15 protein-coding genes and 2 pseudogenes are annotated in these 17,320 nt (G+C 61.0%); 11 read left to right on the top strand and 6 right to left on the bottom strand.

Translation table 11 applies throughout. From position 1 onward, the window contains the following. The first annotated feature begins 7 nt into the window (after nucleotides 1-7). From V2I08_RS14315 to V2I08_RS14290, 6 genes are all read left to right on the top strand, one after another. Nucleotides 8-1,306 (top strand): hypothetical protein, encoded by a 1,299-nt coding sequence (locus tag V2I08_RS14315; RefSeq protein ID WP_349635725.1) that lies wholly within the window; start codon nucleotides 8-10, stop codon nucleotides 1,304-1,306. Nucleotides 1,307-1,318: 12 nt separating this feature from the next. Continuing rightward, nucleotides 1,319-1,537, top strand: coding sequence for a hypothetical protein (locus tag V2I08_RS14310; RefSeq protein ID WP_349635724.1), 219 nt, complete (start codon nucleotides 1,319-1,321; stop codon nucleotides 1,535-1,537). 289 nt (nucleotides 1,538-1,826) lie between these two features. Further along, complete coding sequence (locus V2I08_RS14305; protein WP_349635723.1) at nucleotides 1,827-2,297, top strand: DUF736 domain-containing protein; 471 nt, start codon at nucleotides 1,827-1,829, stop codon at nucleotides 2,295-2,297. 86 nt (nucleotides 2,298-2,383) lie between these two features. Then, nucleotides 2,384-2,665, top strand: a complete 282-nt coding sequence (locus V2I08_RS14300) for a hypothetical protein (protein ID WP_349635722.1) — start codon at nucleotides 2,384-2,386, stop codon at nucleotides 2,663-2,665. Between the two features lie 73 nt (nucleotides 2,666-2,738). Continuing rightward, a complete protein-coding gene (locus V2I08_RS14295) occupies nucleotides 2,739-3,749 on the top strand; it encodes a DUF2493 domain-containing protein (RefSeq protein ID WP_349635721.1) in 1,011 nt (336 codons plus the stop codon). Between the two features lie 415 nt (nucleotides 3,750-4,164). Continuing rightward, entirely contained in the window at nucleotides 4,165-5,145 is a 981-nt protein-coding gene (locus V2I08_RS14290; protein WP_349635720.1) for an SLOG family protein, read from the top strand. 460 nt (nucleotides 5,146-5,605) lie between these two features. On the opposite strand, the gene V2I08_RS14285 is transcribed toward V2I08_RS14290, so the two are convergent. Beyond that, a complete protein-coding gene (locus tag V2I08_RS14285) occupies nucleotides 5,606-5,842 on the bottom strand; it encodes a hypothetical protein (RefSeq protein ID WP_349635719.1) in 237 nt (78 codons plus the stop codon). Between the two features lie 652 nt (nucleotides 5,843-6,494). Here V2I08_RS14285 and V2I08_RS14280 point away from each other — a divergent pair. From V2I08_RS14280 to mobF, 4 genes are all read left to right on the top strand, one after another. Continuing rightward, nucleotides 6,495-6,821: a hypothetical protein gene (locus tag V2I08_RS14280; RefSeq protein WP_349635718.1), complete on the top strand. Its 327-nt coding sequence runs from the start codon at nucleotides 6,495-6,497 to the stop codon at nucleotides 6,819-6,821. Nucleotides 6,822-6,980: 159 nt separating this feature from the next. After that, a complete protein-coding gene (locus tag V2I08_RS14275; RefSeq protein WP_043152366.1) occupies nucleotides 6,981-7,280 on the top strand; it encodes a CopG family transcriptional regulator in 300 nt (99 codons plus the stop codon). Next, nucleotides 7,277-9,367, top strand: a complete 2,091-nt coding sequence (locus V2I08_RS14270) for a type IV secretion system DNA-binding domain-containing protein (protein ID WP_349635717.1) — start codon at nucleotides 7,277-7,279, stop codon at nucleotides 9,365-9,367. The genes V2I08_RS14275 and V2I08_RS14270 overlap by 4 nt, the downstream gene beginning before the upstream one ends. After that, nucleotides 9,364-12,318 carry a MobF family relaxase gene (gene mobF / locus V2I08_RS14265; RefSeq protein ID WP_349635716.1) on the top strand — a complete coding sequence of 985 codons (2,955 nt, stop codon included), beginning with the start codon at nucleotides 9,364-9,366 and terminating at the stop codon, nucleotides 12,316-12,318. The genes V2I08_RS14270 and mobF overlap by 4 nt, the downstream gene beginning before the upstream one ends. Before the next feature lie 424 nt (nucleotides 12,319-12,742). Here mobF and V2I08_RS14260 read toward each other — a convergent pair whose 3' ends face one another. From V2I08_RS14260 to V2I08_RS14250, 3 genes are all read right to left on the bottom strand, one after another. Continuing rightward, entirely contained in the window at nucleotides 12,743-13,390 is a 648-nt protein-coding gene (locus V2I08_RS14260; RefSeq protein ID WP_235209790.1) for a transposase, read from the bottom strand. A 293-nt stretch (nucleotides 13,391-13,683) separates the two neighbouring features. Next, nucleotides 13,684-13,860, bottom strand: coding sequence for a hypothetical protein (locus V2I08_RS14255; protein ID WP_349635715.1), 177 nt, complete (start codon nucleotides 13,858-13,860; stop codon nucleotides 13,684-13,686). After that, entirely contained in the window at nucleotides 13,860-15,083 is a 1,224-nt protein-coding gene (locus tag V2I08_RS14250; RefSeq protein ID WP_349635714.1) for an IS256 family transposase, read from the bottom strand. Before V2I08_RS14250 ends, V2I08_RS14255 begins: the two co-directional genes overlap by 1 nt. Nucleotides 15,084-15,153: 70 nt before the next feature. On the opposite strand from V2I08_RS14250, the pseudogene V2I08_RS14245 reads away from it, so the two are divergent. Further along, nucleotides 15,154-15,583 (top strand): annotated as a pseudogene (locus tag V2I08_RS14245) (transposase); the annotation flags it as partial. 95 nt (nucleotides 15,584-15,678) lie between these two features. Here V2I08_RS14245 and V2I08_RS14240 read toward each other — a convergent pair. Together V2I08_RS14240 and V2I08_RS14235 are read right to left on the bottom strand one after the other, a co-directional pair. Then, a pseudogene (locus V2I08_RS14240) lies at nucleotides 15,679-16,095 on the bottom strand (transposase); the annotation flags it as partial. Between the two features lie 289 nt (nucleotides 16,096-16,384). Beyond that, on the bottom strand, nucleotides 16,385-17,188 hold the full coding sequence (locus tag V2I08_RS14235) for an IclR family transcriptional regulator (protein ID WP_349635713.1): 804 nt from the start codon (nucleotides 17,186-17,188) through the stop codon (nucleotides 16,385-16,387). Nucleotides 17,189-17,320: the final 132 nt, after the last annotated feature.

The following is a 17,320-nucleotide window of genomic DNA, read 5'->3' as shown; positions in this document are numbered from 1 at the left end:
GAGTGCCATGAAAGAGACAAGCTTCGATCTCGACGCTGATATCGTCGAACTCACCCCGTTCATTCCTGAACGCGACACTGGCGCGACCGTGCCACTTGCCGAGCTGGCTTTCCGTGCCGACGCATGGCTCCCCGATGAAACGCTGCGTTTGCGCGCCGCCTTCGCCGATGACTGCACGCTAGAGGAGATTGCCACAGTGCTGGGCCGATCGCGTGCCAGCATCGCCACCCGCCTATATGATCTTGGCCTTCGCCGGAACTCGCGGCGATCCTGGATCGCGTGGGAAGATGAGGAACTGGCGCACCGCTATACGCATGAACCAACCGCGACACTGGCCGCCCGCCTAGGCCGCGGTGTGAGCGCCCTCTATGCCCGTGCCCAACTGCTCGGTCTCTCCGAACCGGGATCGCCGCCCTATAGCGGTTGGGAAGATGCACAGCTTCGCGCCGGGTACGCCAAGGGTGTTCCTGTCGCCCAGATTGCCAGCCTCATCGGCCGTCCCTTCGCTGGCGTCATCTCCCGCGCTTCGGCGCTGGGTCTGCGCCATGCCTGCCAGCCGGACGACTGGAGCGACGCGGAAATGACCTGCGCACTTGAACTCGCGGCCACCGGCGCGCGCTATGTCGCCATCGCGCAGGCGCTTGCCGCCGAAGGTTTTCCAACCCGGAACAGTCGCAGCGTTGGCCAACGCCTGCGCAAACTGGGTTACGGCAGGGGGTGGGGCAGGCCCTGGATCACCGAAGAAGACGAGCTGCTGCGCTACGCCTATACCAGTGGCGCGAGCCTGACGCCGCTGCGGGAACGGCTTGGCCGCAGCCCGCATTCCATCCGCTGGCGTGCAGAGGCGCTTGGCTTGCGCGGCACGCATGTCCGCCGCGACGGGTTTCGGCAGGGACCTGTCTGGACGGCCGGGGAAGAAGCCCGGCTGCGAGCGGATTATGGCAAGGTCCCGACGCGGGACATTGCCAAAGACCTTGGTCGCGGCGTGCGCGCTGTCCTCTATCATGCCAATCGCCTGGGGCTGGTGCATGGCTTCATGCGCGCGTTCAGTGCGGACGAGGATAGCGCCATCCGCAACGCCTGGACCCATGGCGTCTCGATGGTCGATGTCGCCCAGGCGCTTGGCCGCGATCCCGCCGTCATCGGTAAGCATGCCGCGCGTATGGGCTGCCAGTTCAACGATCCGGCCAGGCCCTCCCGAGGTCCCAGGACCCGGCGGGCAAATCGCACACCCGTCACGCTCCAAAGCCTGCTTGCGCTTAACGCGGCTGCGGCGGTCGATGTCGACCGGTCAATGGCTGCCTGAACCTATTCCTGCATGGAGGCCATGATGCCCTCGTCCGATCTGCCCGCCCGGTTGTCACCTTGCCGGCACCGTTTATGCTCATTCGATCACGCCTATAAAATCGCCCTCAATCTTCAGCGGGACACGGGTATCCCGCATTATGTCATTCGCGGGATCGTCCCCCTTCAGGCCTATCGGGTAACGACAAGGCCGCCGGTGTGGCCGGATCGCTGGCTGGCGATGGCCGCATGATCTCGCCTTGCGGACCGCTACCGCTACTCCCCCAACCTCGCGCCTCATCCACCCTCGCTGCCCCCGGCGGCCCTGCATTCGCGGCCCGTCTTGCCGGGGGTTTGCGCAGAATTGTGGGCTGGTCGCAGGGCTGCGGGTGGCGGAGGGGCGAGCGTCGCGCGGGAGGGATGGGGAGCGCTGTTCCCTCGGCGGGCGGCGCGGGGGGCAAGGGTGGGACAGAGAGGAGAGAAGGGACGGGGAGGGTGTCGCCGGAAAATGGATTTCGAGCGACATTCGAAAGGTCAAGACGATGAACATCGGTGAAATCTTCAATCAGAACGGCCGCCTGACGGGCTCGATCGCCACCCGCACGATCGATCTCCCGCGCATCGGGCTGCGCAAGGTCATGAGCGAGAATGAGAAGGCTCCGGTCTACGAGATCCTGGCGCTTAACGTCGCGCGCCGGTGGGTTCAGGTTGGCGCTTTGTGGGAGGCTGCGTCCAAGCGCACCGGCGAGGTTTTCCTTGCCGGCAATATCGACGACCCCAGCCTGCCCGAGCCGCTGCCGATCGCGCTCTTCCCAGCCGATCATGGCGGCTACATGGTCGCATGGCGGCGCGACACCATGCGCTCCGACTTCGGAGGTGGCATGGGGACCAGCCGCACCAACTATGACGACCGCGGCGCGCGCGATCAGGGCGGCTTCGGCGACAGCACCGCAGGGGCTGACGGCGAGCTGGCCGGTGCGGGCGCGCCGTTCGGCGAGGAGGACCCGTTCTGATCATCCGTTGATCGGAACCCGTTCCGGGCCGGGGAGGCGTCAGGCTTCCCCGGCCCTTTTCCTTTCTTCCCATGAGGAGACAGTCCATGCCGCTTCCTTCTTTTCATGACATCGCGCCGCTCTCCGATCTCTCGGCGCTCTGCGCCGCGATCATGGCCAGCCCCGCAATCCGGGACCTGCTGGCACCCCAAAACACGCTTGCGGTCCGCTCGCCGGAGATCCCTGGCGGCGTTACATGCGGCGAGATCATCGCTGCTATTTATGACCTGCTCGAAGGCACACCCTTTGCGCCCCATGCGGCGCAAATCGTCGATGCCGTCCTGACGCGCTCGACCGCTTTCGCCAGTGCACGGGCGAGCACGCACTGATTCGACATAATGGGGCGGAACGTCGTTACGCGTTCGCGCCCCTTTTTCCTTTTCCCTGATGAGGATAAGTCCCATGACCCACGACCATTCGCGGCGTATCAGCCACTTCGCAGACCTGCCGGCGCTGTTTGCGCAGATGACGGCGACACCGGAATTCAAGCGCGCCTTTGGCGATCCCATCCCGCTTTCGATCATTGCGCCGGGCGAGGCTCCGGGCGAGCATGACATGCCCGAACCGCTCCATGCACAGGCCGACTGTGCCGGCGTGATCGCCACCATATTCGATCTTTTGACCGATACCCGCCTCGACGCGCTAGCGCCCGAAATCGCATGGGGCATGGTCAACAGCTTCCACTTCGTCGCGGGCAAGCTCGAACGACAGGAAGACATGCTGGCCCATGAACTGCGCGACATGATCCGGCGCACGGAGCCTTCCGAGGTGTTCAATAGCGAACTGGAGGAGAAACAGCTCCTGTGCCAGTCGCTGACCGAACAGCGCGAGGCGGTCGAGTGCATGCGCGATTATGCCGCCGAAACTTTCCGCGTGCTGTCTGGTCGCCCCTGGTCGCCGGCCCGCGGATCGCGTGTCTCGAAGGCCGCCACCGCCACGCAGGTGTCGATTCAGGATTTCCTGCGTGCCCGGGAACTGGCCGAACGCGAGCGGTACCGCCCCCGTGGACCGATTGTCGTCGCCTCGGGTCATGCCGACTGGCATGACTGGCAGCTGCTCTGGGACAGGCTCGATACCATCCTCGAGCGCATCCCGCATATGACGCTGGTGACGACCGCCCAGCGCAAGGGCTTCGATGCGATCGTGGCGTCGTGGGCGGGCAATCGCGATGTTCAATTGGTGACCTATTCGCTGACGGGGTCAGGGCGCGGAGCGCCCTTCGCCCGCAATCGCAAGCTTGTGGATCTAAAGCCTGTCGAAGCCTTGCTGGGTGAGGGATCGGGTATTCAGGCCAATCTTTATCAGGCTCTGCGCAAGGCAGGCGTTCCGATCCATGCCTTCCGCAAGGCCGACCAGGTCCCGGTCGAAAAAGTCACTCCGCCCAAGCGCAGCCGACTTCGCCGTGCCGCCTGACATTACATCGCTCGCATTCCGTTCGGGGACAGCGCTACGCGTGCTGTCCCCTTTTTCATGGAACAGATGCTGACCCTGGCGATGAGGGCAAGCGTGGCTAGCTCTCTCCCGCGAGGACAGCGTCTGGAGGCACCCATTTGCGAATCAGGGGCATCGAGCCCCAGATTCGCAACGCCTCTTCTCTCTCTCAAGAATTCCAAGGGTGGCACGGGACCGCGTCGGCCTCAAGGACGACGGGGCCCCACCATTTTTCGGGGCGGGTCAGGCGCGGCGCTTCTCCTAAGGCCATGGTGGCCGCCCCAAAAAATCGTGACCCCCATCGCCGGCTTCGCCGGTCGCGTTCCGCGATCCTTGACCCCACCGCTCGGAGCCCGTGCTCAAGGGGGAACCTCTTTCGTTTCAAAAGGAGGTTCACATGACGAAGATCAACCAGTCCAACCGCACATTTTCCGACATTGCCGCATTCATCACGCAGGAGACAGCGGCCACCACCGACGATTTCCACGCCGCCTTCGCGTCCGATCTCGATGGTGTCCGCATCGGGCGAGGCGGTGAGGAGATGGCGACCGACATGCCCAATCCGAGGGATGCACAGCTCGCCGTCGAACTGATCGTCACGACACTTTTCGATGTCCTGCGGGACACGCGCCTGGAACCCGCCGCGCAACGCCTGGTATGGGGTATCGTCAACAGCTTCCATCACGTCGCCGACCAGTGGGAGGGCCAAGCCGACAAGGCGACACGGCAGGTTCAGGACCTGCTGCGTCGCGCCGATGGCAGCGAAATCCACAGTGTCGAACTCGAGCAGGCACGCGACGAACTTGAATATCTTGACGAAGCTACCGATGCGCTGCGGTGCATGCGCGACCATGCCGCCGACGTCTTCCACGCTGAAACCGGGCGGCCATGGTCCGCGCCGAGGGGCTCGCTGGTGTCGAGCAAGCGCGCCGCGTCGGTGATTGCCGCCACCGATTTCCTCGCCGCCCGTCGCCAGCGCAGAACCGACGCGCATAACCCGCAAGGACCCATCGTGATCTTCTCAGGAGGAGCGGAATGCTGGTTTGACGACCGTCTCATCTGGGGCAAGCTCGATGAAGCCAAATCCCGAAATCCGACGATGGTGCTGGCGACGACCGCGCAGGACAAGGGATGCGACGCCATGGCCGCAGCGTGGGCAGCATCGCGCAAAGTGACGCTCATAACATTCCGGCTCAGCGCAAAGCTTGGCAAGCGGGCGGGGTTTGTCCGCAACGAGCAGATGGTGGGCCTCCGACCCGTCGAAGCGCTGGTTTGCGAAGGGTCGGGATTGCAATCGCACCTTGCGCGACTGGTCAGGGAGAAGCGTATCCCGGCGCGGTTTGTGAGGCTCAGCGATCAGGAATGGGAGGCGCAATGACGCCCCGAGAGGATCGGTCCGCTTTGCCGGGCCGATCCTCATTTCTTTTTTCGAGCGCAGCACTCGCCCCCGCTCAGGGACCCGCAAGCGGGCCCGTCGCGGGCGCGATGCGGAACCGCAAGCGCGGTCCCGGCCTCCTGCGCGCGGCTTCGCCGTGCTCGTCGCAGGGACACCCTTCGGGTGCGGTTTGGAAGGGCGGGGCGTCGCGAAAACGTTCAGCGTGACCATCAGAGGAAGGGAGGGCCATAGCGCGGAATGCCTCCTATGGCTTTATCATCTGGAACAATCGGAGCAGGGGAAGTTTCGCTGATATTCGTCGATGTGCAGAACGGGGATGCTTCATCACAATCTGATTTGCCCTGGAAGACCGCATACTCATCCTGCGCTCTGATACCGACAGAAATAGGTTCATTATGCCCCACCTCTGCCGGTTATCATCAGATTGCCGCTTCGCGGCGGGTCAGGTCACCGGCGGCAACTTTTTCAGGGCCGTCAGTGCTGCGCTGCCACCAACCCGGATCGCCTGCATCAGAAGTTCGCGGAACTCACGTTCCGTCAGCGTCTCGATCGGCACGTCGCTCACCATGGCCGCATATTTGCCCCGCAGAGCGCGGCGGGCGGTTTCCAGATCTTCGGTCAGCTTGCGCTGACGTGTTTCGAGATCGGCAAGCCGATCCCTTTCGGTCATCTTCGGCATTTCCATCGTCCTTCCCCGATGGCCTGCCCGTCACACGCAACTTTGCCATATCGACGGGCCAACGCAAGAGCGGCTTGCCGCTTCCTGCGGAACGAGCGAGGTGAAGGGCGCGCCGACGAGGCGGCGATGCTGGCATGCGAAGCCTGTCGTTAAATCCCCTGATGAAAGTAATCCCGCTTTTGGGACCGGGCCTGATGCATGGCACCCATTTTTCTATTCTGGGAGAACAAGGCCATGAGCTTTACCCTTCAAACCACCCAAATATTGGCGCCTGAAAAACAGCAGAAAGGGTGCCCCGCGCCTACCGGCACGAGGCTGCGCAGCGCGAGCGCGCTGCGTAAGGCGGGACGCACGGCGCAAGGCCGTTTTGTAATGGACCCTACGCACGGGTGCTGCGGCCACATTATGCCCTGAAAACATCGAGATAAGTCTGTACCACACGTCTCACGTCGAACCGGTGGGCTGTCGTACGCGAAACACCACGGTCACTTGGTCCAACCTATCTTATTGAAACGACTGCGGGAATTTCGTGATACGCGTCGTACGCCATTGCGGATTCCAGAATGCTGTGTCGCCGGACCCGTCGGCGCGACGCCCGTTGAATCCTGGCCGAATTCATGGTCTTTTTTGCCGCTTCAGAAAGGATAGCGCCATGACGGAGTTGAACGAGGAATATATCAGCGACCTACGCCGGGCGGTGGTCAAGGCCATCTGCGAAGTGTCGGCGCAAAGGCAGCACTCTCCGGAAGCGGGGAAGGGGGACACACTCTATATCGGCTCAGCCGAAGTCTGTCAGATGCTCACAATTTTGCTGGCCGAGTTTCTGGAGGGCGTCCCTGGTCTCGATACGCCCAGTGAGGTGCGGCGCATGTCGGACGTTGTAGCCAAGAAGATCAGACTGGGGATCGGCGAAATCCGTCGGCATCGCGAGGAGACAGGCGGAACGCCGCCGCCGTCTATCATCATCAGAGGCAACTGACCGAGTCCGCTCAGCCTATTTTCCTGTCGACACATATCTCCAGTACTAAATCTCTGGATCAACCTGGTGATAGGGCGGCTTGCGCCAATATTGCCATTCCGGTAATATGCGACCGCTTCATGATATTTTCGAAGGTCTCCGGATAAGGAGACCCTTCGCTTGCCCAAGCTTAATTTCCGCCTCGATGAATCGCTGCATGCTGCCTTGATGCGCCGTGCGCTCGGCGCGAACCTGTCCTTATCGGGGTTCATCCGTCAGCTCCTGGAACAGGCGGTCGATGAGCGCAAACGCTATGTTTTCTCCTCCCAGGATGAAATCCTCGCCACGTCGATCCAGATCCTGTCAATCGTCGCGACGTCCGTCGGCCAGCAATCCCCCAAAGCGCTGGAACAGGGCATGGCGCAAGCCCGAATGATCCTTGCCGAACGCGGACTGCTTGGCGGGGAGGAGATCCCATGAGCATCTTTCGCAACGACACATTAGGCTCCTGGACGCGCGGTGGCCAGGCGATCGTCCACAATGTCCGCATGACGACCCAGGTCTTTTACCAGACCATATTGGCCGGCTTCATCATCTGGATCATCGGCACGCTCTGGTATGCGTTCGAGAAGTCGACCGAATATGAGCGGTTCGTTCTGGTCAAACTGGCTGAGGCCACGATCAAGGTGGATGCGGCCGCCGGGACCAATGATCCGGTGCAGTTTCGCACCCCCGAAGGCCAGGCCTACTGGACATCGGCAGACTGGCTGGTTGCCTCCACCCTCGCGAAAAAGACCCTCCATGCGTTCGAAGGCTATCTGCTGCATGGCGCACTGCTCTCTGGCCTGTTCACCCTTGTCATGCTCGCCTGGGCCTGGTTCTACTTCACCCGGACGGGTAGGGGCCTGGGCTCCAACGAATATTTGCGAGGGGCAAGGTTCGGTACGATCCGCCAGGTGAAACGCGCGCTATGGCGACAGACCAAGGGACCTCTGGTGATCGGCAATGTGCCGGTGCCTGAGGCCTATGAGCCTGAGCATATCCTGCTGTGCGGTGCGCCTGGCACGGGCAAGACAAACCTCATCGTCGGCATGCTCGACGGCATCCGCAAATCGGGTCGGCGCGCCATCGTCTATGATACCGCCGGTACCTTCGTCGAGAAATTCTATCGGCAGGGCACTGACATGTTGCTCAACCCGCTCGACCAGCGCGCGGCGCGCTGGTCGCCCTGGGTCGATGTGCCACGCGATTATCATTATGATCAGATCGCGGAATCGACCATTCCCGACAAGCATGGCGATCCCTTCTGGGCGAAGGCGGCGCGGGGGACGCTGGTTGCAGTCATGCGCAAGCTGGCGCGCCAGAAACATACCTATGTCTCGGTCCTCCTCGACCGTCTGCTGCGCTCGAAACTGAAAGACCTTGCCGCCTTCGTGACCGGCACCGATGCCGCCGCCTTCATCAGCACCGAAGGCGAAAGGACATCCGCCGGCATCCAGGCCGAACTCGCTTCGGTCATGCGCAGTTTCGGTTATCTCGATGACACCGAAGACGGCTTCTCGATCCGCGACTGGGTGGATAAGGGCGCAGACGGGAGCTGGCTCTTCATCACCGTGAAGGCCGACCAGCTTCCCTCGCTACGCCCGCTTATCACCGTCTGGCTCGACATCGCAATCAGCGCCATCATGAGCCTGACGCCCGATCGCGACCGACGGCTTTATTGCGTGATCGACGAACTGCCGACGCTGCATAAGCTGCCGTCGCTCTCGGACTTTCTCGCCCGTGCCCGCAAATATGGCGGCTGCGGCATATTGGGCTTCCAGTCCTATCCCCAGCTCAAGGCCACTTACGGCAAGGATGATGCGGCGGCGATCACTGGCTATTGCTCGACCTGGGTGGCGCTGCGCGCGAATGACACGGATACCGCCGAGCATGTCTCGATCAACCTTGGTCAGGTCGAACAGGTCGAGGCCAATGAGGGCATGTCCTATGGCGTCAACGACATGCGTGACGGCGTCAATCTGTCACGCATGCAGGTAACGCGGCCGCTGGTCATGCCGACCGAGGTCACCAACCTGCCCAACCTGGTCGGCTTCCTGCGCTTTGGCCGCAATTTACCCGTGGTGCGGTTCGATAGCCGGTTCAACGACGTACCCTCCTTGGGACCAGCCTTTCTCGAACGCACGACGCCCCCAATTCAGATCGACAAGGCCGGGATGCTCGTTCGCATCGCCCATGCTGAAGCACGTGTGCGTGAAGCGATGGAGCGGGAAGCCACGCAGGCATCTTTGCCGCCGACACGTAGCGAGGGTAAGCCAGCGAAGCTTTCGGTATCTTCAGAATCCGCCCCGACGCCACCACCCCAGCCGGATCTGTTTACGCCTCCAGCGCCGAACATCGATCCGCAGCGTGTGGAAGATATATTGCTCAATGACGAGAATGCCGAGCTTCCTGCGCCCGCCCGCACCCTTTGGACGATCCTTGCCGGCAGGCAGGGAGAAATCCGGTCCGATCTTGTCCAGCATGGCCGGGATGACGGACCGCGTGAGCGGGCGAGGCCAGCATGATCCAGCCGCAACGTCTCCATGGCACACCAGCCAATATAGCCCGCTACTACACGGTTGGCGATTACTACACCAAGGGCGGCAATGAACCGTCTGCATGGGGTGGGAAGCTGGCAGCCGATCTCGGCCTCTCCGGCGCTGTTGATCCAAAGCTGTTGCGCGACCTACTTGCTGGAAAAGTCGGCGATCAACAACTCGGGCGGCACCGCGAGAATGGCGAAATTCAGCATCACCCCGGTTGGGATTTTGCGGTCAACGCGCCCAAGTCGGTTTCGATCATGGGGCTCGTGGCAGGCGACGAACGCGTGCTTGCCGCCCATGAGGACGGGGTGACCGCAGCTATTTCCTATCTGGAGGAGCAGGCGCAGTTGCGCCGCCGCGATGAGGGCAAGATTGTTCATGAAACGACGGGCCGGATTCTGGTTGCTCGTTTCACCGAGCATGGCAGCCGGGAACTTGATCCACATCTGCATACGCATCTTGTCGTGCTTAACATGACGAACCGCGAGAATGGCGATCCCATGGCAAGCCTTGAAAGTCGGGTCATGTATGGCGAACAGCGTGTGGCCGGTCAGATCTATCGCAACGCGCTGGCGTTCGGCTTGCGCGAAGCGGGCTACGAAATCGAAGCTGATCCGCGTTCCGGATTGTTCGAGATACAAGGCGTGCCCAAGGACCTGATCGACCAATTCTCGAAGCGCGCCGAGGCGATTGAAGACCATGCGCGCGAACATGGTCTGGTGGGACAGAAAGCCCAGCGTGCTTCCTTCTACGCCACCCGCAAGGCGAAGGTGAAGATCGGCGAGGCCGAACTCGGCGCGCAATGGCATCAGCGGACAGGCCAGCGTCTCGAAACGCTTCAGGAGGTTGCTGCGCTGGCGCGGGGTCGGGAAGGGGAGCATCCGGTGCCCACGGAACGCGATGCGTCGCGTGCGGCTCTTTTCGGCTTGCGGCAACTGGAGACATCCGAGGCGGTCAACAATTTAGGCGATATATTGCGCACCGGTCTTGCTGCCCATGTCGGTGAAGCCCGGCTCGACGATATCCGTCCCCGGATCGCAGCGCATGAGGTCCTGCGCAAATTGCTGCCGACCCATGAACAGACCGGTGACAGGGTGTTGACCCGTGGCCGCACCAGCCGGAAGTCCTGGCGTCTGGAGCTGGCATTGACCCAGCATATCGCGCTTGGCCTCAATGACGCGCGTCCAATCGCCACCAGCGATCGCTTGCTGGCCGTGCTCGACGGGACGTCGCTGAACACGCAGCAGCAGCGCGCACTTGTCGAGACGGCGCTGACGCGGGATCGGGTCACGGCGATTCACGGTGTTGCCGGTTCTGGAAAATCGACGCTAGTGAGAGTCCTGGCCGAGGCAGCCGAGCCGGGGACAACATTGATCGCGCTGGCACCCACATCATCGGCCGCTGCGGAACTGGGAAGCAAGGCAAACATCATGTCCCATACTGTCGCCAGCTTTGTGGCGCGCGGCGGGCAGGGGAGCACGGACCGCCATGTGCTGGTTCTCGATGAAGCAGGGCAGCTCGGCAACCGCCAGGCCCAGCGGATGCTGGAGATCAGCAGGACGACCGGGGCACGGCTGCTTTTCCTCGGAGATGAGAAACAGACCGGGGCGATCGAGCAGGGCAAACCCTTCTGGTTGATGCGGAGGCTGGGCTTGCCGACGGTCGAGTTGACGCAAGCCGTTCGGCAGGAAACAAAATCAATCAAGGCTGCCGTTACCGCCGCGCGCGCTGGGAACTTTGCCGAGGCATTGGCAAAGCTCGATAGCGTCAACACCGTCGACGACAATGAAAAGATGGCGGAGCAGGTCGTCAATGCCTGGATACGGCTCAAGCCGGAATCACGGGCAGGGACCAATATCCTTGTTCTCGACAATGCGACCCGGCTGATCGTCAACAGTAAGATTCGCGAAGCGCTGAAAAACGAGAATGGGCTGGCCGCCTTGGATAGTCGGTTTTCCATCCTGGCCCCGGCGGGCTTGACGGATATCGAGAAGCATATGGCCCGCTTCTACGGGGCAGGACAGGTGGTGCATCTCGAGCGAGACATTGCAGGGCTTGGTATCGCACGGCACGCCGATTATCGGGTCGCAGGACTAGGCCGGGAGGCTAACGGGCGGCAGGTTGTGCGTCTCGTCGACGATCAGGGGCGCGTCATACGCTGGGATCCGCAGACGACGAAGGTCCGCCACATCAATGTGTTCAATCCTGAAGAACGGGACCTCGCGGAGGGCGACCGTATCCAGTGGCGGCTCGTCAGTCGCGAACTGGGTCTGCGCAATGCCGAGCGCGGTACCGTTGAAAGACTTGATGGGCCGGTAGCGACGATACGATGGGATCGAGATGGGCGCGTGCAGCAGGTTAATCTGTCGGAACACCGGACCTGGGATCATGGTTATGCAGAGACGGTCTATTCCGCACAGTCCAAAACCTATCCGCGCGTTTTCGTGCTGGCGCCAGTCGAATCGCCGCTGGTCAACGCCCAGAATTTCTACACTGCCATTACCCGCGCGGCATTCGGCGCCAGGCTCTGGACCAACAACGTCAAGGAACTGATTGCCAAACTCGATCGCCAGTCAGGAGAGAAGACGTCTTCTTTGGAAGGGTTGGGCCGGTTGAAGACTGATCGCGTAGATGCCTTATCGAAACGCCGGGAAGGCCATCTGGCAAGTCTGAGGGCCGAGCAGGAGCGAGACCGAAACGAGCGGCGCGATCGGGCGCTCGAGCGACAACACCGCTATCGTGACCGCTCACCCCGTGGCGCGGCTGAGCATCTTGCCGACGGTGCCCGGAGCATCGCGCAGGTGCTCGACAGGTTTCTCGCAGGCATTCCCGACCATGCGCGCGCCGAAGGGAGAGCGCCGAAAAACGCTATCAACCGGGAAAATCACTCTCCTGCACCTCGACCCGAAACCTCTCATGGCCCCGAACGATAAGGTCACTGCCCATGCTTCGCTTCAAAATTGCCGTTCAGCTGACCCAGGCAAAGCGCTTTGCAGGCGTCGTCCCACCTGAGTATCGATTTGAATTCAGTACTTCGCGCCAGACCAGAGGGTGTAGAGTCTCCCTGAGCCGCATTGGATGGACCAAGCCGCACAGCAGGACTTCTGTCAGTCGTAGCGCCGCCGCCGAGATCAATTCGGGGAGAGCGCTCTTTGCATTTCTGAAAGATGGCCCGGTTCCGGTGCTTTCATTTTACATCGATCCGACCAATCCGATTACTGCGCCTGGAACAGCTATCCGGAGGGTCGGATGAGGTCATACGGCATCCCCAGGCTGTTATGCACTGCAGCCATCAGTATTGTATTGTACACCACCCCCACACTTTCGAAGTAACTACCCACCTCCTCGTAGGGTCGCTCAGGCGGAGATAGCGCCCAGGATGGTGCGGAATGGCAGTTGTCCGGTGAGGCGCGCGGTGTCGACGGTTGACCGCAGTGCGGCCTCCGCGTCCGCAGCCCATTTGGCGCGATAGCCGTTGGTGACTTTTCGCTGGATGACGCTTGGCCTCAGCGCCCGCTCGCTCACGTTGTTCGTGGCATCGACCTTTCCGGCAAAGTCGCAGAAGGTGAGCAATTGGTCACGGGCACGGCGGATTTGGCCGAGCAGTTCACTGGCCAACGGACAATCGGTCGCGCTGGCGAGGATGGCGCCGAGGTCGCGCTCAAGCTTACGCTTATGGCTTCTTACGGTGGAAGAGGCCAGTTCGGCGATACTTCGGGCGAGGCTGAAGGCACGATCAAGCCAGAGCTGAAGACGCACGCCTGTCAGATCGCTGCCATGTTCGGCAACAAAGCGGGCCTTTCGGTCGAGGTGGGCGAGACACGTCTGGTGCAGCCGGCCATGCCCTTGCTGGGCGGTATAACGGTCCGATATCCAGACGTCGGGCTGGTGGCCATTCATGATGTCACGCACGACTTGGCCTGCCCGGGTAAAGTCGGCGGTATGGACGATGGCCTCAGCCGAGCAGAATACCCACTGGTAGGCATTGCACCCTTCGATCCGCACACCTGTTTCATCGCAAGCGACGACATCGGCTCGGCGCAATGCGGCCAGCGCGCTGTCGCGTCCCGTCTCCGCCTGTATTCGGCAAGCCTCGCTTGGTCAGCCCTGGCTCGAGAAAACGCTTTGGGGATTGCGTGATCAGGAAGCGGGCTGGATTGGCGCTGAAGTTCGTAACAGCAATGGCTCTTATGATCTTGGTCCCTTGCAGATCAACAGTTGGTGGATACCTCGCATCGCTGCGCTTGTTGGGCGTGCACCTGTTCAGGTTCGACATTGGCTGCGGTTTGATCCCTGCTTCAATGCGCAGGCTGCAGGGTGGATAACACCAGTTCCGAGGTCCACCCACGCAGGCCCTCAAGTTCTTCGACCAGCTCTACCGGATCGAAAGGCAGGCGCGGGACGAAATACCCGATGAGGGAGAAACGCAGGCCGGGACTGTCAGGAATTTCGTGTGCGGCGAGGCGGTTGACCATCAGGCCGTCATGGCCCTGATGAAACGTTCGCCGAAGAGCACGGCAAATTGCGCCTTCGCCATGTTCCATTCGCGCGGCGGCATTTTCCACTCTTTTTCCGATCGGTTCAAGATCAGATAGAGCAGCTTGGTGGCCGCCTCGTCATTGGGGAAATGGCCCCGCGCACGAACAGCGCGACGAAGCTTGGAGTTCAAGGCCTCGATGGCATTGGTGGTGTAGACGATCCGCCTGACCTCATCAGGAAAGGCGAAAAATGGGATGACCTCGGGCCATGCCCGGCGCCAACTCTGGCCGATAGCGGGATAGCGCTGGCCCCAGAAGCTGGCCTCGAAGGCCGTCAGCGCCTCCTCGGCGGCCGCGGCATCGACGGCACGGTAGATGGCCTTCAGGGCCGTTCCGAGCGCCTTACGGTCTTTCCACGCCACAAAATCCATCGAGTTGCGCAGCAGATGGACAATGCACGTCTGAACCATCGCTTCGGGGAAGACCGCAGTGATGGCGTCGGGAAAGCCCTTGAGGCCATCGACGACGGCCAGCATGATGTCCTCGACGCCGCGGTTGCGCAGTTCATTCATGACGCGCAGCCAGAATTTGGCGCCTTCATTCTGTTCCAGCCATAGCCCCAAGACCACCTTGGTGCCGTCGGCCATGACGCCTAGGGCGATGTGGATAGCTTTATTGCGGACCATGCCCTCATCGCGGATCTTGACCCGGATCGCATCGAAGAAGACCAGCGGATAGGCCGGGTCCAGCGGGCGTTGCTGCCAGGCCGCGACTTCCTCCAGCACAGCGTCGGTGATCGTGCTGATCAGATCGGGTGAAGCATCAATGCCATATAGTTCGCGCAGATGGCCCGTGATCTCCCGGGTGCTCATGCCGCGCGCATACATCGAGATGATCTTGTCGTCGAAGCCGGGGAAGCGCCGCTGGTATTTGGCGATCAGTTGCGGATCGAAACTGCCGGCCCGATCGCGCGGCACCTCGATCTCGATCCGCCCGCTGTCGGTCGCCACCGTCTTGCGACCATAGCCATTGCGGTTGTTGCCGACCTGGTCATCGTGCCCGAGATGATGATCCATCTCCGCGTTGAGAGCCCGTTCGGCAAAAGCCTTCTTCAGGGAATCGAGTAAGCCGCCCTGGCTGAGCGCCGCCGCCGCGTCAGTGCCGGCCAGCAACTGATCGAGAATGTCGTTCGGTATCGAGGGTTCTTTCCGTCGTGACATATTGGGTCTCCTTGTTGCCCATTATGCCTCGCCGCACACGAAATTCCTGACAGTCCCACGCAGGCCAGCTACACAAGCCAGCTACATGCGCCGCTTCCGCCAGAAACATAGCGTCCCGGTCCTGGACGCACTCAAGGCGTGGCTCGATGACATCGCACCCAAGGTTGTGCCCGACACCAAGCTTGGTGATGCGGTATCCTACACCCTCAACCAGTGGGAATACCTGACGCGCTACGTCGAAGACGGCAGGATGCCGATCGATAACAATCTTCTCGAACGCGACATCAGGGTTTTTGCAACAGGAAGAAAATCCTGGCTTTTCTGACACCGTGGACGGCGCACGGGCGAGTGCCGTCACCTACAGCCTGATGCTGACTTGCCGCGCCTGCGGCGTCGAGCCTCTCGCGTGGCTACGCCATGTCCTCACTGAACTGCCCCAGCGACCTCACGACGCCGATATCGACGACCTGCTGCCATTCAACTTCGAAAGACACGCCTGACCCGCCGACGTCGTTGCGGTGGCCTGTCTCGTCCAGCGTCAACTATGATGGCCGCTCTGCCTCCGGAAGCAACGTGCTGCGAAATGCGCGCTTACGATCAAATCGGGTGAGACGTCGATGCCGTAAAGATCGTGCAGGTGCCTGGTGATCTCGCGGGTGCTCATGCCGCGCGCGTACATCGACACGATCTTGTCGTCGAAGCCGGGAAAGCGGCGTTGATACTTGGCGATCAACTGCGGGTCGAAGCTCGACTGGCGATCGCGCGGCACGTCGATCGCCAACTTGCCGGTGTCGGTCATTACCGTCTTTCGACCGTAGCCGTTGCGCATGTTGCCGACGCCGTCTTCGCCAGCGAGGTGGTGATCCATCTCCGCATTCAGGGCACGCTCTGTCAGCGCCTTCTTCAGCGAATCGAGCAGACCGCCCTGCTCGAAAGCGGCACTGGCAGCGCCGCCCGCCAAAAGCTGATCGAGAAGCTCATTCGGTATGGCAGGCTCTTTGCGTCGAGACATAGTGGGACTCCCTTTTTACCTATTATGCCCGCCCGCACACGGAAATCCTGACACTCCCAAGGGGTGGCGGGAGTAGCTTGTGGCATTTTGTGCCTCGCTGCAGGGCTGATCCAATCAATCCTTTCCTACAGCAGAACAATACCTTACGCTACTCTCACCACCCCTTCAGGCACAGCCCCATGCATAATCCGGGTTAGGTACGTCGCAATGGCGCAATGCTGCGTGCGTACGCCTCGGCCTCAACTTTTTTACTTCTCACCCTGTTAGTGTGATTAATTTGGTTTCGGCCCTAACCCTGCCAACCGATGGCCCTGCTTGCACTGCGCGCTACATCAATCATCTTATCGATCTTGACCTTGCTGAAAAACGTCTTTGGTTCTGCACGAGCCAAAACACTCATCGTCGCGACCAAGCGATCTTGAGAATCCAGGACCGGCACCGACGTCGCAGATAGTCCCGGTACGACAGTTCCGCGAGTCTTGGTGAAACCCACCCGCCTAGCTTGCTCAATTTCCGCGGCAAGTTTGAGGTCATCGACGACTATACCCTCAGCCCGCTCGCGTTCGACCCGTTCCCTGGTCTGTTCAGGAGGGCAATGCGCCAGAAAGAGGATCCCCGCCGATGATGTCTGCAATGGCAAGACCGATCCCGTGTGCAGAGATGTAAACAGCGGAATTCCACCATCGATCCAACGAATGACAGTTGGGCCGTAATCGCCCCACACGGAAAGCAAGCCAGTAGTTTTCATTTCTGCCAGTAGATCTTTCAAATGCTCAGCGGCTATTCGCACGGTGTCCAGCCGTGCCATTGCCGCCAAGCCAAGACGGATGGTTAGCCCTCCCAAATAATACCGACCGCTCCTTTCGTCCTGTTCGGCCACCTCGGTATTCACAAAGGAAAGCAAATATCGGTGCGCTTGGCTACGGGACAGACCTGAATGTTCTGCCACTTCGCGGAGAAAGGCCCCTTCACCTCCTCCGGTCTCCACTAAAGCTAGTAAAACTCGTACCCCAACTTCAACTGATTGAATGGATTTTCTTTCATCTTTATCTTCTTTAAACCCATTTCCAGATTTTTCACCAATTTTATTCATATCGTACTCCATGATCTTCCAGTTTTTAAAATATGGTGATGATGAGTGAGATCCTAGACCCAACTTGAACAGTGCTTTTGGAAAAGGCATTGTGATTCAATGAGATGCATGCACCGGCGCGAGTGTTACCAC

It is taken from the genome of Sphingobium sp. MK2 (assembly GCF_040170545.1).
In the GTDB taxonomy this organism is placed as follows: domain Bacteria; phylum Pseudomonadota; class Alphaproteobacteria; order Sphingomonadales; family Sphingomonadaceae; genus Sphingobium.
Note: the sequence above shows the minus strand (reverse complement) of the source record. Positions and strands in the feature narration are given on the sequence as shown.

Coding starts and splice junctions, on each gene's coding strand:
- V2I08_RS14235 (WP_349635713.1), bottom strand. CDS start 17,188: ATGAATAAAATTGGTGAAAAATCTGGAAATGGGTTTAAAGAAGATAAA.
- V2I08_RS14270 (WP_349635717.1), top strand. CDS start 7,277: ATGAGCATCTTTCGCAACGACACATTAGGCTCCTGGACGCGCGGTGGC.
- mobF (WP_349635716.1), top strand. CDS start 9,364: ATGATCCAGCCGCAACGTCTCCATGGCACACCAGCCAATATAGCCCGC.
- V2I08_RS14280 (WP_349635718.1), top strand. CDS start 6,495: ATGACGGAGTTGAACGAGGAATATATCAGCGACCTACGCCGGGCGGTG.
- V2I08_RS14290 (WP_349635720.1), top strand. CDS start 4,165: ATGACGAAGATCAACCAGTCCAACCGCACATTTTCCGACATTGCCGCA.
- V2I08_RS14295 (WP_349635721.1), top strand. CDS start 2,739: ATGACCCACGACCATTCGCGGCGTATCAGCCACTTCGCAGACCTGCCG.
- V2I08_RS14255 (WP_349635715.1), bottom strand. CDS start 13,860: ATGGTCAACCGCCTCGCCGCACACGAAATTCCTGACAGTCCCGGCCTG.
- V2I08_RS14250 (WP_349635714.1), bottom strand. CDS start 15,083: ATGTCACGACGGAAAGAACCCTCGATACCGAACGACATTCTCGATCAG.
- V2I08_RS14300 (WP_349635722.1), top strand. CDS start 2,384: ATGCCGCTTCCTTCTTTTCATGACATCGCGCCGCTCTCCGATCTCTCG.
- V2I08_RS14285 (WP_349635719.1), bottom strand. CDS start 5,842: ATGCCGAAGATGACCGAAAGGGATCGGCTTGCCGATCTCGAAACACGT.
- V2I08_RS14310 (WP_349635724.1), top strand. CDS start 1,319: ATGGAGGCCATGATGCCCTCGTCCGATCTGCCCGCCCGGTTGTCACCT.
- V2I08_RS14315 (WP_349635725.1), top strand. CDS start 8: ATGAAAGAGACAAGCTTCGATCTCGACGCTGATATCGTCGAACTCACC.
- V2I08_RS14305 (WP_349635723.1), top strand. CDS start 1,827: ATGAACATCGGTGAAATCTTCAATCAGAACGGCCGCCTGACGGGCTCG.